The organism is Limnohabitans sp. JirII-31, from assembly GCF_002778315.1.
Taxonomy (GTDB): domain Bacteria; phylum Pseudomonadota; class Gammaproteobacteria; order Burkholderiales; family Burkholderiaceae_C; genus Limnohabitans.
Genome location: NZ_NESA01000009.1, coordinates 19,536 through 35,548, shown reverse-complemented (window position 1 = coordinate 35,548; position 16,013 = coordinate 19,536). Strand labels below are relative to the sequence as shown.

The following is a 16,013-nucleotide window of genomic DNA, read 5'->3' as shown; positions in this document are numbered from 1 at the left end:
ATATTTGCGCAAGTCACGCCATAAAAGCAGGTATATTGAAGCCATGTTTGAAGTGCTCGTATTCGTCTATGAAAACTACTGGCGAGGCGATGCGTGTCCTGAGTTGCAACAACTGGGCCGCAAACTGAGCGCCGTTGGGTTTGAGTCAGACGACATCCAACAAGCCCTGCATTGGCTGGCCGGGTTGAACCTCGCATCGCACAACACCGAGCTGATCGACATCAGCCAAAGCGCACCCGAAACACACCCTGAATCTGCACACAGCCTGCGCATTTATTCTGTGGCCGAGCAAGACCACTTGGGCGCCGAGTCGTTAGGGTTCGTCAATTTTTTAGAATCTGCTGGCGTGCTCTCGGCCCACATGCGTGAGATCGTGATTGACCGCGCCATGGCGGTGCCCGGACAACCCGTGTCTTTGGATGACCTCAAGATCATCGTGCTGATGGTGTATTGGAGCGTCGGGCTAGAGCCCGATGCCTTGGTGCTCGATGAGCTGTGCGACGACCACCACCGCGTGGCGCACTGAGGGCTGCCGTTAAACCACCGCCCCTGCGTTTTCGTCGTCCGGGTCACCCGGTGTTTTGGGCCCGGTGTGCTTGATCAAGTCTTCGCGACGAATGCCCAGCCACATGGCAATCGCAGCCGCCACAAACACCGACGAGTAAATGCCAAACAAAATGCCGATGGTGAGCGCCAGCGCAAAGTAATGCAGGGTGGCGCCACCAAACAGCAACATCGACAACACCATGAGCTGGGTACAACCATGGGTGATGATGGTGCGGCTGATGGTGGAGGTGATGGCGTTGTCGATGATCTCGACCGTGTTCATCTTGCGGTAGCGGCGGAAGTTCTCGCGAATCCGGTCAAAAATCACCACCGACTCGTTGACCGAGTACCCCAGCACCGCCAACACCGCCGCCAGCACGGGTAGCGAAAACTCCCACTGGAAGAACGCGAAGAAGCCCAGGATGATGACCACGTCGTGCAAGTTGGCAATGATGGCAGCGACTGCAAACTTCCACTCGAAGCGCATGGCCAAATAAATCATGATGCCCACCACCACAAAGGCCAAGGCCTTCAAGCCATCGATGGCCAACTCGTCGCCCACTTGAGGGCCCACAAATTCGGTGCGGCGCAGCTGAATGTTGGTGTCGGTGGCTTTCAAAGCGGTCAACACCTGCTCGCTTTGTTGGGCTGAACTTTGGCCCTTCACGGCGGGCATGCGAATCATCACATCGCGTGCGGTGCCAAAGTTTTGCACTTGCACATCGTTCAAGCCGAGCTTGGCAATTTGGTCGCGCACCACATTCAGGTCTGCTGCTTGGCTGTAGCTGACTTCCATCAGCGTGCCGCCCGTGAACTCGACCGACAGGTGCAAGCCACGGCTGAACAAAAAGAACACCGCCGCGAGGAAGGTGATGAACGAGATCGCGTTGAACGCAATCGCGTTCTTCATGAACGGGATGTCTTTGCGAATCTTAAAAAATTCCACGTGAGTTCCTTTTTTAAGCGCGCCACACCGTGCCAATGGACACGGTTTGCAATTTCTTTTGGCGGCCATACCAAACGTTGACCAAGCCACGCGAGAAGAACACGGCCGAGAACATGCTGGTCAAAATGCCCAAGCAATGCACCACCGCAAATCCACGCACGGGGCCGGAACCAAAAGCCAGCAGCGCCAAACCAGCGATCAAGGTGGTGACGTTGGAGTCCAAAATGGTCGCCCAGGCGCGGTCGTACCCGGCGTGAATGGCCGACTGCGGGGATGCGCCATTGCGCAACTCTTCACGCACGCGTTCGTTGATCAGCACGTTGGCGTCAATCGCCATGCCCAGCACCAAGGCCATGGCAGCCATGCCCGGCAGGGTCAGGGTGGCTTGCAGCATGGACAGCACAGCCACCAACAACAACAGGTTCACTGCCAAGGCCACGCTGGAGAACACGCCAAACAGCATGTAGTACGCGCACATGAAGGCCGTCACAGCCACAAATCCCCAAGTGACCGAATCGAAACCTTTGGCGATGTTCTCAGCACCTAGGCTTGGGCCAATGGTGCGTTCTTCGATGATCTCCATCGGTGCAGCCAACGAGCCCGCGCGCAACAGCAACGCTGTGTCATTGGCTTCTACCGTGCTCATGCGGCCCGAAATCTGCACCCGGCCACCGCCAATTTCACTGCGAATCACGGGGGCCGTCACCACCTCGCCCTTGCCTTTTTCAAACAGCAAGATAGCCATGCGCTTGCCCACGCTCTCGCGGGTCACGTCTTTGAAAATGCGCGCGCCCTTGGCGTCGAGCGTCAGGTGCACCGCCGCTTCTTGGCTCTGGCTGTCAAAGCCGGGCTGGGCGTCGGTCAAGTTCTCGCCGGTCAAGATAACTTGCTTCTTCACGATCACCGCTTGGCCGTTGCGCTCCAAGAAACGCTCGGTGCCAAAGGGCACAGGGGCGTTGCTTAGCTCGGCGGCACGGGCTTCGGCGCTTTCATCAACCATGCGGATTTCCAGCGTGGCGGTACGGCCCAAAATATCTTTGGCCTTGGCCGTGTCTTGCACGCCAGGCAGTTGCACCACGATGCGGTCGGTGCCTTGCTGCTGAATCACCGGTTCGGCCACGCCGAGTTCGTTGATGCGGTTGTGCAAGGTGGTGATGTTTTGTTTGATCGCCTGCTCTTGCACGCGGCGTGCTGCCACCGGGTTGATGGTGGCGCTGAGTTTGAAGTCGGCACCGTCTGGGGCGCTGGTGGTTTGCAAATCGGCAAACTGGTCTTGGATCACGCGCTGGGCGGACTCCAAGGTCGCCATCTCACGAAAGCGCACCTCAATGGTCTGACCGTTGCGGCTGATGCCGCTGTGGCGCACATTCTTTTCACGCAAGGTGGTGCGGATGTCGCCCGCCAGCGATTCGGTTTTCTTGGTCAACGCGGCGGGCATGTCGACTTGCAGCATGAAGTGCACGCCACCACGCAAATCCAGCCCCAGGTACATGGGCGCAGCGTTCAACGACGACAACCAGGCCGGTGAACGCGACAACAGGTTGAGCGCCACCACGTAGGTGGGGTCATTGGCGTCGGGCACCAACGCATGCTGAATGGCGTCTTTGGCTTTGAGTTGGGTGTCGGTGTTGTCAAAGCGTACTTTGAGCGAACCGCTCTCCAGCGTCAACACATCGGGGGTGATGCCTGCGGCCTTGAGCGCCTCTTGCACGCGCTCTTGCACCGCCTGATCGACCTTGACACTGGCCTTGCCCGACGAGACTTGCACCGCCGGAGCTTCACCAAAAAAGTTGGGCAGTGTGTAGACACAGCCCACCAACAAAGCGATGCAAATGATCGCGTATTTCCAGAACGGGTAACGGTTCATGATCGCTTTGAAGTGAAGTTACTTGACCGTGCCTTTGGGCAACACTTGCACCACAGCGCTGCGCTGCAGCTGCACTTCGACGCCGGTGGCAATCTCCACGCTCAAGGTGGTGTCACCCAGCTTGGTGACTTTGCCCAACAGACCGCCAGCGGTCGCCACTTCATCGCCTTTGGCGAGCGCGTCGATCATGGACTTGTGTTCTTTTTGACGCTTCATTTGGGGACGAATCATCACGAAGTACAAGACCACGAACATCAACACCAAAGGCAACATGCCGGTGAGCGAAGACATGATGTCGCCACCAGCAGAGGCAGCAGGTGCGGTTTGGGCAAAAGCAGAAGAAATGAACACGGTGGAACTCCAAATAGAAGGGCTCCCACCAAGGCGCAAAACGCACCCCAGCAGGCCAGCCGGGGATTGTATGCGGCGGGCGCTCAGCCCTCTGGCGACCCTGATTACACCAGGGCCTGTGCATGCCACTGCGTCAGCAACCCGTCCCACTTGCTGCGCGCCGCCGCCAAGTTGCGCGCCTTCACATGGCCAAAGCCCTTGATCTGCTCGGGCACCCGCGCCAGCTCAAGCGCCAGTGCGTGGTTGTCTGGCGTGAGCTTGGCCAGCACCGTGTCCAGCGTGGCGCGGTACTCGTCGATCAAGACACGTTCGGTGCGGCGCTCCTCGCTGTAACCAAAGATATCCAAGGGCGTACCGCGCAAGACCTTGAAGTGCTGGAGCAGCTTGAAACCCGTCAACATGGCCGGGCCAAACTTTTGCTTTTGCAACTCGCCTTTGGCATTGGTCTTGGCGATCAAGGGCGGGGCCAAGTGGTAGTTGAGGGTGTAGTCGCCTTCAAACATGCCCTTGATTTTTTGTAAGAACGCCGCATCGGTGTGCAAGCGCGCCACCTCGTACTCGTCCTTGTAGGCCATCAGCTTGAAGAGGTTACGTGACACCGCCTCGGTGAGCGAAGTTTTGTGCAGCGCGGCCTCGGCCGCACGCACACGCTCTACCGCGCCGAGGTAGCTCGCGGCATAGGCGGCGTTTTGGTAGTCGGTCAGAAATGCTACACGCCTCGCAATCACGTCATCCACACCCGCGGGCTTGTGAAATTGCACGGTTTGAGAAGGTGCCAACGCGGTTTGCACCGCCGCCCAGTCGTGTGCACATTGACGGCCCCACTCAAACGCCGTTTGGTTCTGAGCCACCGCCACATCGTTGAGTTCCATGGCACGCATCAAAGCCTCATGCCCCAGAGGCACCCAGCCCTTTTGCCACGCGTAGCCCAAGATCATGGGGTTGACAAAGATGCTGTCGCCCAAGGTCTGTAGGGCCACGCGGTTGGCGTCGAACACGCTCAAGCCCTCTGCGCCCACGGTGTGTGCAATCTCAGCCACGCATTGCTCGGCAGGGTTTTGCCAGTCGGTGTTTTTGACGAACGCCGCCGTGGGCGTGCTGTAGGCATTCAGAGCCACATGGGTGCGGCCTGCGCGCATGCGTTGCAAGGTTTCTTTGCCCGCTGTGACGATGGGGTCACAGCCAAGGATCAAGTCGGCAGACGCCAAGCTCACACGGGTGGTGCGGATCGCGTCTTGGTCGTTGGCAATCAGCACATGGCTCCAAGTGGCGCCGCCTTTTTGCGCTAAGCCCGCGGCATCTTGGGTGACGATGCCCTTACCCTCGATGTGCGCCGCCATGCCCAGCAACTGGCCGATGGTGATCACGCCTGTGCCGCCCACACCTGCCACCACCATGCCCCAGGCATGGTCGAGTGGCGGCAGGTTGGGCTCTGGTAATTCGGGGTTGGGGTAGGCCAAGGCCGTCACGCCTTTGGCCTTCTTTTTCAACTGGCCGCCTTCCACCGTGACAAAGCTGGGGCAAAAGCCTTTCAAGCAACTGGTGTCTTTGTTGCAGGTGCTTTGGTTGATGGTGCGTTTGCGGCCCCACTCGGTCTCGAGCGGCTCCACGCTCAGGCAGTTGCTTTGCACGCCGCAGTCGCCGCAGCCTTCACACACCAAGTCGTTGATCACCACGCGCACCGCGGGGTCCACCATCGTGCCGCGTTTGCGACGGCGGCGTTTTTCGGTGGCGCAGGTTTGGTCGTAGATGATGATGGTGCAACCTTTGATCTCGCGCATCTCACGCTGGACGCGGTCGAGTTCGTCGCGGTGAAACACCGCCACACCAGCCCCCAAATCCGCGCCATCGTATTTATCGGGTTCATCCGTTACCACCACGATGCGCTGCGCGCCTTCGGCCTTCATGCTGTGCGCAATTTGCAGCACGCTGTGGCCCTCGGGGCGTTCACCCACCGGCTGGCCGCCGGTCATGGCCACGGCATCGTTGTACAAAATTTTGTAGGTGATGTTCACACCCGCGGCAATGCTTTGGCGAATCGCCAAGATGCCGCTGTGAAAGTAGGTGCCGTCCCCCATGTTGGCAAACATGTGGGTGTCGTTCACAAAAGGCTGCTGCCCCACCCAGGGCGTGCCTTCGCCGCCCATTTGGGTGAAGCCGCTGGTGCTGCGGTCCATCCACAACACCATGAAGTGGCAACCAATACCCGCCATGGCGCGCGAGCCTTCGGGCACACGCGTGGAGGTGTTGTGCGGGCAGCCCGAGCAAAACCAAGGTTGTCGGTCGGCCTTGACCTCGACCACCTGCATGGCGCGCTCTTTGGCGCTGAGGATGGCCAGTTGCGCATCCACGCGGGCTTGGGTGTCGGCATCGAGCCCGAGTTTTTTCAAGCGCTGCGCAATGGCCTTGGCAATCAACGCCGGATTCAAGTCGGCGTTGGCTCTCAGCAAAGTGTTGGCGCTGGGGTTGGGTTGCGACCATTCGCCGCCCGAGAAGTCCCCTTCCACCTCGTTGAACTTGCCCAGCACATGGGGGCGCACATCGGCACGCCAGTTGTAGAGCTCTTCTTTGAGCTGGTATTCGATGACCTGGCGTTTTTCTTCCACCACCAATATTTCTTGCAAGCCAGTGGCGAACTCGCGCGTGAGCTGTGCGTCCAGCGGCCACACCACGCTGACCTTGTGCAAGCGAATGCCCACCCGTTGGCAGGTGGCGTCGTCCAGCCCCAAATCGAGCAAGGCCTGACGGGTGTCGTTGTAGGCCTTGCCACTGGCGATCAAGCCGAAGCGGTCGTTCGGGCCTTCGATCGCGTTGTAGTTCAGGCGGTTGGCGCGCACATAGGCCAGCGCGGCGTACCACTTGTAGTCAAACAAACGCGCCTCTTGGCTCAGCGCGTCGTCGGGCCAGCGGATGTGCAGGCCGCCGGGCGGCATCTCGAACTCGGGCAGCACGATGTTCACGCGCGCGGGGTCGATCACGGCGGTGGCACTGGACTCCACAATTTCTTGAATCGTCTTCATGCCCGACCACAGACCCGAGAAGCGGCTCATGGCAATGGCATGCAAGCCCAAATCCAAAATGTCTTGCACGCTGGAGGGAAAGAACACCGGGGTGCCACAGGCTTTGAAAATATGGTCGCTCTGGTGCGCCGCCGTGGAGCTTTTGGCCACATGGTCGTCGCCCGCCACGGCCAGCACGCCGCCCCAGGCCGTGGTGCCCGCCATGTTGGCGTGCTTGAACACATCGGCGCAACGGTCCACACCGGGGCCTTTGCCATACCAAATGCCAAACACACCGTCGAACTTGTTGCTGCCTGGTGGGGCAAAGCCCAACTGTTGGGTGCCCCACAAAGCCGTGGCGGCCAACTCTTCGTTCACACCCGGCTGAAACACGATGTGCTGCGCCTGCAAATACGACTTGGCCTTCCACAAAGCCTGGTCATAGCCACCCAAAGGCGAACCACGGTAACCACTGATGAAACCGGCGGTGTTTTTGCCTTGCAGGGCATCGCGCTGGCGTTGCAGCATGGGCAGCTTGACCAAGGCTTGCACACCACTCATGAACGCACGGCCTACGTCGAGGCTGTACTTGTCGTCTAAGGTGACGCTGTCGAGTGCGCGGCGAATGTGCTCGGGCAGAGGTGCGTTCATCGCAATGCTCCTGAAGTTCTGGTCATGTGCGCAAAGTGTAGGCCTGCACGCGCACCTGCGTTGGAGCCGCCTATGTGGCGCACCAGAGGTCGACCGCTTGGCGTGTCATGTGTCAGTGAACGTGGTGCGAAGGTGGCGTCGCCACGGGCTCTGCACTTGGCTCTAAGGCGTCCAAACCAACGCCCCAGCCTGCGGTCTGTTGCAGCTTGTTGAGCAAGGTCACCATCACTTGCAACACATGGGGTACCAAAGACAGATTCACGCTTTGGCCGTTGACCAACTGAAACTCGATTTGGGTTTGGTCTTCCACCAGGTTCATCACCAAGCCCTTGACCAGCAGCGGCTGCTCCCCCAGTGGTTTTTGCGTCGCTGGCTCGTAACTTTGACTGAACTTCACCTGCTGGGCCACCGACTGTTGCTGAAACGCTTGCACCACCTGGGCCACTTCTGGGCTGTGGGTTTTTTCCAAACTCTTGAGCGTCAACTGCTGCGCGCCCTGCAACACACCTTGCACCATGCGACGCGTGAGCCACACGCAGAACTCTTCGTTCTCGTGGGTGTTGAAGCGAAACAGCACCCGGTCTTCCTGTGACACCCACTCGCCATTGAATTGCTTGATGCCCATGTCTACCTCGGCCACAGCACCCACAGGCGCAAATTTTGTTTCACACGACCGGCCAGCTCACCGGCTTCAGCACCCGTGCCCGCAAAGTAGTCAGCGCGCACAGCACCCACGATGGCGCTGCCCGTGTCTTGGGCGAACACCATGCGTTGCAAATTGGCGCTGGCGCCACGAGAGCTCAGCCACAGCGGCGTGGCATAGGGCACCGAGTCTTTGTCCACCGCGATGGAGCGGCCCGGCGTCAAGGGCACACCCTGCGCGCCACGTGGCCCCAGGTCGGCATCGGCCGCGCTGCGCTGCTCTGGCTGGAAAAACACATAGCGCGGATTGCTCCACAACATCTCCTGCACCAAGCGCGGGTTGCTACTTTGGGTGCTGCTGATCCAGGCTTTGATCCCCGGCCAAGAGGCATCACGAATCAAGCCCCGGTCCAGCAACCAGCGGCCCACGCTTTGGTAGGGTTGTTCGTTCGAGCCCGCAAACGCCAAGCGCACCACGCGCACCTGTCCGTTGGCGTCGGTGATGCGCACGCGGCCCGAGCCCTGAATGTGCAACACCAAGGCATCTATCGGGTCGGCCAACCAAGCGACTTCGCGTCCCCGCAAAGCTTCTTGGGCTTGGGGCAGGGTGTCAATCTCTTGGCGCGTGAACCACATGCGCCCGGCACGACGCAACTCGGCCAAGCCCTCCGGTGGCGCATACAGCGGCACCTCAAAGCCTGGGCGACGCTGCGCCGACGCGTCGAACAGGGGTTCGTAATAACTGGTGAGCAAGCCGTCTGGCGCCCCATCCAGCGACTCGACGCGGTAGGGCTGCAAGTGCGCCATCATCCACAAGCGACGGTCGTCGTCACTGGCCAGCAGCAATTGCCGCACGTCAGGACACAACGGGCCAAACAAGGGGCCGGGACGTTCGCAGTTTTGCAGCCACGCATTCCAAGCTTCATGCAGTGGGTCGTCGGGCCAACCTGGCAAATCGTTCCACGAGGCCAACACCCAGCGACTGCGGTAGGCCTGTTGCGGGCTGGGTGTGCCGGGCAAGCCCGCCAGCGCACCGCTGGCGCGAGGCGTGTCAGCGCGTGGGGAGGCAACGGCTGGCGCACTGGGCGTTGGGCGCGCATAGTCGTCCACCACCGCCTGCTGCCGCGGCGCAGAACCACAGGCCACCAGGCTTCCTACAATCAGCGCCGATGCCACACGCCACAGGAGTTGTTTCATGCTGTTGATTTTGCTCGAAGCCCTGGGCGCGGGTTGCATTTTGGTGTTGATCGTGTGGTGGACCATGTTTTCAGGGCGCAGCGAAGCCGAGCACGAAGAGGCCAGCGAGCAAGCACCGCATCTCACGCCCCCAGACGACACCCACACGCGTTGAGCCCCTCACTCGCCACGCAACAAATTGGCCAGCTCCACCGCTGACTTGACGGCCATCTTGTCAAACACGCGGGCGCGGTGAACTTCGACCGTGCGCACACTGATGTCGAGCTGATCGGCAATCAGTTTGTTGGGCAAGCCCTCGACCACCAAACGCATCACATCACGTTCACGGTCCGTCAAATCAGCCAAGCTCTGTTGCAAGGTCTGTTTGGCGCGCTGGATTTGCAAGGTGCTGGCCGAGCGTTGCAAGGCTTGCTCGATGCGGTCGACCAGGGCGTTGTCTGAAAACGGTTTTTCACAAAAATCAAACGCGCCGCGCTTGACCGCATCCACGGCGGTCGGCACATCGGCGTGACCGGTCAAAAAAATCACCGGCAACACATCCAGCAATTTGCGTTCGATCAAGTGCTCGAACAAGGCCAGCCCACTCATGCCAGGCATGCGCACATCCAGCAGCAAACAACCTGGCTGGCTGGGCAACCACGCCGTGTGGGGCGGGGTGTTGAGGAACTCAAAAAAGGCATCGGCGCTGTCAAACGACTCGCTGGGTAAACGTCGCGAACGCAGTAGCCAAGCCAAAGCTTCACGCACACCGGCATCGTCATCCACGATGAATACCAGAGCGTCTTCGGAAGGTTGCATGGTGAGGTCCTTGGAAATCAGGCTTGAGGCAAGGTGAAGCTGAACACCGTGCCACGGGGCGTGTGGTCGCAGTGGCTGAGCAAACCACCGTGTTGTTCCACCACGGTGCGGCACAGGCTCAGGCCCAAGCCCATGCCCTCCGCTTTGGTGGTGAAGAATGGGGTGAAGAGTTTTTCAGCCACCGCAGGCGCGATGCCGGGCCCCACATCGGTGACCAAGAACTCCATCCAACGGCTCACTGCGTTGGATGCGGCAGGGCGCACAGTCAGGGTGAGCACTTTGTCTGAGGTGTCTTCGGCCATGGCTTGCATGGCATTACGCGCCAAATTCAGCAGCACCTGCTCGACCATGGTGCGGTCGCACAGCACGGCAGGCAGGGTCTGCGGGCAACGCACCACCACACGGACCCCCAACTTGCGCGCTTGCAAAATGATCAAGGGCATCACGTTGTCGAGCAAGGTGAGCGGCAACACCGCTTCACGGGCTTGGTCACGGCGGCGCACGAAGTCATGCACACTCTTGATGACCCGACCCGCACGTTCGGCCTGCTGGCCAATGCGCTGAATCGCGCTGCCCAGCATGTCGGCCAAGGTAGGGTCTTGCAGCGCCACGTCTTGCAGCAAGTTCATGCTGCCCGTGGCATAGCTGGAAATAGCCGCCAGCGGTTGATTGAGTTCGTGGCTCAACAACGACGCCATCTCACCCACCGTGGCCAATCGGGCGGTGGCTTGCAAGCGCTCTTGGCTGGCACGCGAGAGCTCTTCCACACGGCGCTGTTCGCTGATGTCGAGCACGGCACTCATCCAGCCTGTTTGCTGGCCTTGGGCGTTGATCAACGGGGCCTCAAAAATCAACACCGCAATGCGTTGACCGTTTTTGTGCATGAAGACCGACTCCACGCCTTCTCGCGGCGGCGCATTGCCCGCCAAGCGCAAGGCTTGGCGCTGGCCGTACTCATCAATCATCTCGGGCGGCCAGTACGGGGCCGGTATGCCATGACCCAACAGCTCTTTGGCGCTGAAGCCCACCATCTCGCAAAACGCCGGGTTCACATAGGTGATGCGCCCCTGGTTGTCACGCGCGCGCAAGCCCGTGACCAACGAGTCTTCCATGGCTTTGCGAAAGGCCAGGGCGTCGGCGAGGTCAGACTCCACGCGTTGGCGACGCCGCATGTCGCGCGCCAGCATGATCAACACGGTGACCAGCGCAATCGCCATGGCGGTCACCAAGGCGGTGAGCACGTTGGGAAACAAATCGGGTGCCGCACGCCAGCTGTCCAAACGCAACACCATGGCGTGTCCCGGCAAGTCGAGCAGTTGCTGCGCAGTGAAGACGCGGCTACCACGCCGTGGCGTGCCAAACTTGGCCAGTCGCGTGCCATCGGACTCGGTGAACGACACCTCTTGGCTGCGGGTGAGTTGTGGCCCGACCATGCCAGCGAGTATTTCGTTCAGGGCATAACTGGCCACGGTGTAGCCAGTGAGTTGGCCGTCGGAGAGCACGGGCAGACACAGGTCCATGATCTCCAGCCCCAAGCCATCGTTTTGTGGCACATAGTTGCTCACGCCATAGCCGGGTCCACTTTGACGGCGCGCCACAGCGCAGGCCTGCACCACCTCGGGTTGACGCGAGGAGCGCCCAAACTTGGCAAACACAGGGGCCCGAAAAGGGGTGTCTGCTGCTGCGATCACGCGCAAATCTGGGTCACGCCACTCCAGCCGCAGCCACTCGCGGTGTTCACGCAACAAGTTCGCCGCTTCTTGTGGCCAAGGCCGCTGCGTGTGGTCGACAAATTGCAAAGTCTGCAAGGTCTGCACATTGCGCGTCAAAGCGGCGCGAATGTCGCTCACTGCGTCTGACGCATCACGCTCGATGCGACTTTGCACCTGGCTCACCTCGTAGCGCCCGGCCAGCCACACCAGGGTGCTGAGCATTGACAGCACCAGCAACACCAGCAGCAGCCACAGGGCCCAACGACGCAACAACGTACCCGCAGGAAACGGCATCACTCGACCTGTGTCACACGGGGGTTGACCCAGGTGCCATCAATGTGGAACTCACGCGTGTTGGCGCGCACCAGCGGTTTGGCCAAAATCAATTGGGCCAGGTACGAGGTCAGGCCCACCAAGGGATTGATGGTGGCCATGTAGAGCGAGTAGGTGCCTGCATTGATCTCGGGCACCACCACCACCTTGAGGTCTTGGGTCTCGCGCGCCAAGTCAGCCCGTCCTTCAATCAAAGCGCCTGCCACCACACCCTTCATTTGCAAGTTGTTGGTGAAGGCCACGCCTTGGTCAATGCGCACATCACCGCGCACAAAGTCAAACGCAAAACCGTCGCTGAAGATGTCGCTGAAGTCCAGGCTCAGGCGACGCGGCAAGGCCTGCAAGTTCAACACGCCCAGCAGCCGGGCTGCACCGGGTTCGGTTTTGAGGAACTGCCCTTTTTCAATCGCCATGTTGAGCTTGCCCGACATGCTGGCGTAGTCCAGCGTGATGGGGGAGCCACGCCAAGACACCTGCCCCTCCAGGCGGCCCTTGCCACCGCGAATCGCGTCGGGTGTTCCCAAGCGCGCCAGCAGTTGACCACTGTCGTTCACATCCATCACAAAGCTCAGCTGGGTGCGCCGCACGCTGGGGCCGTCTGCGGCCCAGTTGCCACTGGCGGTGAAGCTGGCCTCGGGCATGGTGAGGTTGAGTTTGTTCAAGCGCCATTCACGTGATGCATTGCTGCCCGTGCGGTTGACGGCTTGAATTTCCAGGCGCCCCAGCTTTTTGTTGCGCACGGTCAGGTCGTCCACCACGATGTCCAAGGCCGGAATGCTGCTGGGTTGTTCGCTGAGCATGCGCTCCACGTCAGGCACCAGGCTGGGCGGGATGTTGAGGTAACTCAAACGTGCCAACAATTGGGCCGGGGTGTTGCCACTGGCCAAACGCACTTCGGCCGAACCATTGAGCTCATCGGCATGCATGTTCAAACGCCACACCTCGCCTTGGTGGGTGCCCCCCACCACCACGTTGTGCAGCACCCGCTCGCTGACCGTGAGCAGGTCTGCGCGCAAAGCCAAGAAGGTGGGCACATAGTCTTGGGCATTGCCCGCCTCGGCGGCGCTGCCCAGCGGCTTGATGGCCGAAGGGGCACGCAAGGCATCGCGCGCGGGCACACCGGTGAGCTGCCCCACCGCGTCACCCCAAGCGTCCACATCGAAGGCGGGCAACTGCAAGTTCAGGCTCACGCCTTTGTCGCGCAAGGGCACGTTGTCGCTCACCGCTTGGCCCACGGCAATGCCGCCTCGCAGGACCTGGGGCTGGTCGCCACTGAGGTCACGCACATAACTCAAGGCCACCACACGGCCCAGGCTGACATTGATTTGGTCTTGCAGCAATTTGGCCTTGGGCAGCAAGGACTCGCGGGTGAGCTGCATGGACACACGCAACGGCAAAGCCGTGGCTGCTGCCTTGTTCAACGGTGCGGGCAGCGCCAAGGCCAGGCCACGCAAATCGCTGTTGATCAACAACTCAGGCTGGCCGCGACGCAGGCCCAGGGTCAAGTCATAGGCCGCACTGCCGCTGCTGTGTTGCGCCATGCGTGTGACCCAACCCAGCTCGCGGGCTTGACGCAAGCCTTCGGCGCTGACACGGCCTTTGATCTTGAGCTGCAAGGGCGAGTCGCCCGAGGGTGTGCCCACTGCCAACCCCCCCTCGATTTGTGCATCGCCCCCCAGGGCCCGTGCCTTGAGGTCTTTGAGCTTGAAGCCTTGCTCGCTGAACTGCAAGGCGCCCTTGACAGCGCTCAACACGGGCGTGCCCGCCATGACTTGCAGCTCGTTGCCCTCGAACGTCACGCTGCCCTGCACCTTGGATTTACGCAGCGCATCCAGTGGCAACTTCAAACTGAGCTTGTAGCTGGCAAGGCCAGACCCTTGGCTGCCAGTCAGCACGTCGCCCGTCAAGTCGTTGAAAGCGGTGCGGGAGATCAGCCCCAACACATCGCTCAACGGCCCACGCGCCTCGCCTGTGACGTTGAGCTCGGGTCGGGCCAAGTTGGCAATGTGAGCCTCCACCTTTTGCCATGGCACTTTGTCAGCGCCTTCCAACTGGCTGCTGCCTTTGAAGTGCAAGGCGCTGCGGTCAAACACCAACTCGCCACTGAGCTCCGTGAGTGCTGGCCAGTTGCTGGCGGCGGGTGCGCGGGTGCCTTTGGGCACGGGCACGTAGGCATAACGACCCTGGTCAATTTGGGTGGAGATGCGCAACTCGCCCAGCTTGGGGTTGTCAAAGGGCAAGTCTTTCAAGTCACCACGGATGCGCAACTTAGTTTTGCTGGCCACCCCTTGTTGCACCGCGTCGCGCACGTAGCTGCGCACCTCCAAGGGCAAGCTGTTGGGCAAGTAGCGGTGCACTTGGGCCGCCTGGGCACGGCTGATGTTGGCCGTCAGATCCAACACACCCGGCAAGCGCTGACTGCCTTCACCTGTTTTCCAACTGCCACTGAAGTCACCTGCCACATCGGCATTGGCCAATTGGGCCTGGGTGACTTGCACCGAGAGCTGCTCCCCGCGCTGCTGCCAAGCAAACTGTGCCGAGGCGTCATCGAACACCAAGTGGGGATCGTCCAAACCAAGTGGCAGGGTGACGCTGCCTTGCTGAATTTTGAGCTGCGCTTTGCCGCCTTGCTGGTTCAGGTCAATGTCTACCTGCGCGCCATGCATGCCGGGCATGTCCGCCAGCGGGCTGCCCGCCATGGTGTCACGCAACAGATGCAAGTCGCGCACGCCAGCGCGCAGCGTGTAGGTCAGCGCTGGGGGGGTCGTGGCGCTGCCACGGGTGTTCCAACTGGCTTGTAATTTGTCGACGTGGCCTTTGGGCTGAACGCGCGCCAACACAGCGCGCCAGGTCTCGGGCAGGGGCAAACGTTGGCCGATTTGGGCCAGCGCCTCCAGGTCCAGTTGATCGGCGCTCAAGGCCCCCGCATGCAAGTCGTCGCCTTGCCAGCTGACGCGCACCACGCCACCGGGCCAGCGTTCGCCCTCTTCGGTGTCAAACACCAGGTCCTGGCTGTTGACTTCCACCTCCTGGTTCGGACCTGTGTTTTGCCACTTGGCCCCCAGTCGGCCATGCACATGGCGCAGACGCAACGCTTTGAGTTCAGCCCCCAGATGCACATCCACCGCCTCCAGCGCCACATCGGCAGCCACACCGGCCGGCTGGCCATGGGTCACATCGACCCACACACGCACCGCGCCACGACCTTCTTGCACCGACACCCCCTGCGCCATGGGCAACCACTGACGCAAGGTGGACACATCGACATACGGCATGTCAGCAAACACCTCGCCCGTCCATGACGCCACATCGCCAGGACGCCCCCAAGGGGCCTGGTGAAACTTGCCGCGTACCGAGACACGCTGACCCAGCGCCTCGGGCGGTGTGGCGTCGATGCGCAAGTCGTGGCCGTTCCATTGGTTCTTCACCACCAGATCAACATGGCTCAGGGTCAACACCGGCGCGTCTTCACCCAAACGGCTTTGGTCACGCCAACGCACCAGACCTTGCGTGACCACAAACTCATGCTGCGAAAAAAACCAATCAGCACCACTGCCGTCACCCGACGCTTGTGTGCTCAAACCAGCGACCCAGAGCTGTCCGTTGACATCGCGGCGAATGTCGAGTTCGGGTTGGTCAATCGCCAACTGCTCAAACCCGCCTTGCAACACGGAGCGCAATGACAAGGCAGCCAACACGCGCGGCAAGCGCAAGGCCTCTTGGCCTTGGGCGTCAAACAGCAAGATGTCGCTCACTTCAAAGCTGGGCACCAGCCAACCACCCTGCGCACGGATGTGGCCAATCTCGACGCGCGTGCCGATGGCGCGCGTGGCCTGCTGCTGCAACAACTCACGGTAATCGTTGATTCGCGGCACAATCAAAGCGTGCAGAGCAGCCCAGGCAACCACGACGGTGACACACACCACGCCGACACACCATGCGACAACCGTGAGCAAGCGCGACCACGCTGA

At 60.8% G+C, this 16,013-nt stretch carries 11 protein-coding genes; 2 read left to right on the top strand and 9 right to left on the bottom strand.

Annotated features, from left to right (window positions below; all coding sequences use genetic code 11):
* Positions 1-43: 43 nt before the first annotated feature.
* Positions 44-526, top strand: a complete 483-nt coding sequence (locus B9Z41_RS11875) for a DUF494 family protein (RefSeq protein WP_100147286.1) — start codon at positions 44-46, stop codon at positions 524-526.
* 9 nt (positions 527-535) lie between these two features.
* Here the strand turns inward: B9Z41_RS11875 and secF are convergent, their stop codons facing one another.
* From secF to B9Z41_RS11845, 6 genes are all read right to left on the bottom strand, one after another.
* Positions 536-1,492 (bottom strand): protein translocase subunit SecF, encoded by a 957-nt coding sequence (gene secF, locus B9Z41_RS11870; protein ID WP_100147285.1) that lies wholly within the window; start codon positions 1,490-1,492, stop codon positions 536-538.
* 13 nt (positions 1,493-1,505) lie between these two features.
* Entirely contained in the window at positions 1,506-3,359 is a 1,854-nt protein-coding gene (gene secD / locus B9Z41_RS11865; RefSeq protein WP_100147284.1) for a protein translocase subunit SecD, read from the bottom strand.
* An 18-nt stretch (positions 3,360-3,377) separates the two neighbouring features.
* Complete coding sequence (yajC, locus tag B9Z41_RS11860) at positions 3,378-3,710, bottom strand: preprotein translocase subunit YajC (protein ID WP_100147283.1); 333 nt, start codon at positions 3,708-3,710, stop codon at positions 3,378-3,380.
* A 104-nt stretch (positions 3,711-3,814) separates the two neighbouring features.
* Positions 3,815-7,360: an indolepyruvate ferredoxin oxidoreductase family protein gene (locus tag B9Z41_RS11855; protein WP_100147282.1), complete on the bottom strand. Its 3,546-nt coding sequence runs from the start codon at positions 7,358-7,360 to the stop codon at positions 3,815-3,817.
* Between the two features lie 112 nt (positions 7,361-7,472).
* Entirely contained in the window at positions 7,473-8,009 is a 537-nt protein-coding gene (locus B9Z41_RS11850; protein WP_100147281.1) for a hypothetical protein, read from the bottom strand.
* The gene (locus B9Z41_RS11845; RefSeq protein ID WP_100147390.1) at positions 7,988-9,265 is read right to left on the bottom strand and encodes a murein transglycosylase A; all 1,278 of its coding nucleotides are present in this window, start codon (positions 9,263-9,265) and stop codon (positions 7,988-7,990) included. Before B9Z41_RS11845 ends, B9Z41_RS11850 begins: the two co-directional genes overlap by 22 nt.
* On the opposite strand from B9Z41_RS11845, the gene B9Z41_RS17165 reads away from it, so the two are divergent.
* On the top strand, positions 9,198-9,353 hold the full coding sequence (locus B9Z41_RS17165; RefSeq protein ID WP_199172984.1) for a hypothetical protein: 156 nt from the start codon (positions 9,198-9,200) through the stop codon (positions 9,351-9,353). The genes B9Z41_RS11845 and B9Z41_RS17165 overlap by 68 nt on opposite strands.
* 5 nt (positions 9,354-9,358) lie before the next feature.
* Here B9Z41_RS17165 and B9Z41_RS11840 read toward each other — a convergent pair whose 3' ends face one another.
* From B9Z41_RS11840 to B9Z41_RS11830, 3 genes are read right to left on the bottom strand one after another with little or no spacing between them, the layout of a single operon-like run.
* Entirely contained in the window at positions 9,359-9,997 is a 639-nt protein-coding gene (locus B9Z41_RS11840) for a response regulator transcription factor (protein WP_100147280.1), read from the bottom strand.
* Positions 9,998-10,014: 17 nt separating this feature from the next.
* A complete protein-coding gene (locus B9Z41_RS11835; protein WP_100147279.1) occupies positions 10,015-12,003 on the bottom strand; it encodes a nitrogen regulation protein NR(II) in 1,989 nt (662 codons plus the stop codon).
* Positions 12,003-15,998 carry a YhdP family protein gene (locus tag B9Z41_RS11830; RefSeq protein WP_233202654.1) on the bottom strand — a complete coding sequence of 1,332 codons (3,996 nt, stop codon included), beginning with the start codon at positions 15,996-15,998 and terminating at the stop codon, positions 12,003-12,005. The genes B9Z41_RS11835 and B9Z41_RS11830 overlap by 1 nt, the downstream gene beginning before the upstream one ends.
* Positions 15,999-16,013: the final 15 nt, after the last annotated feature.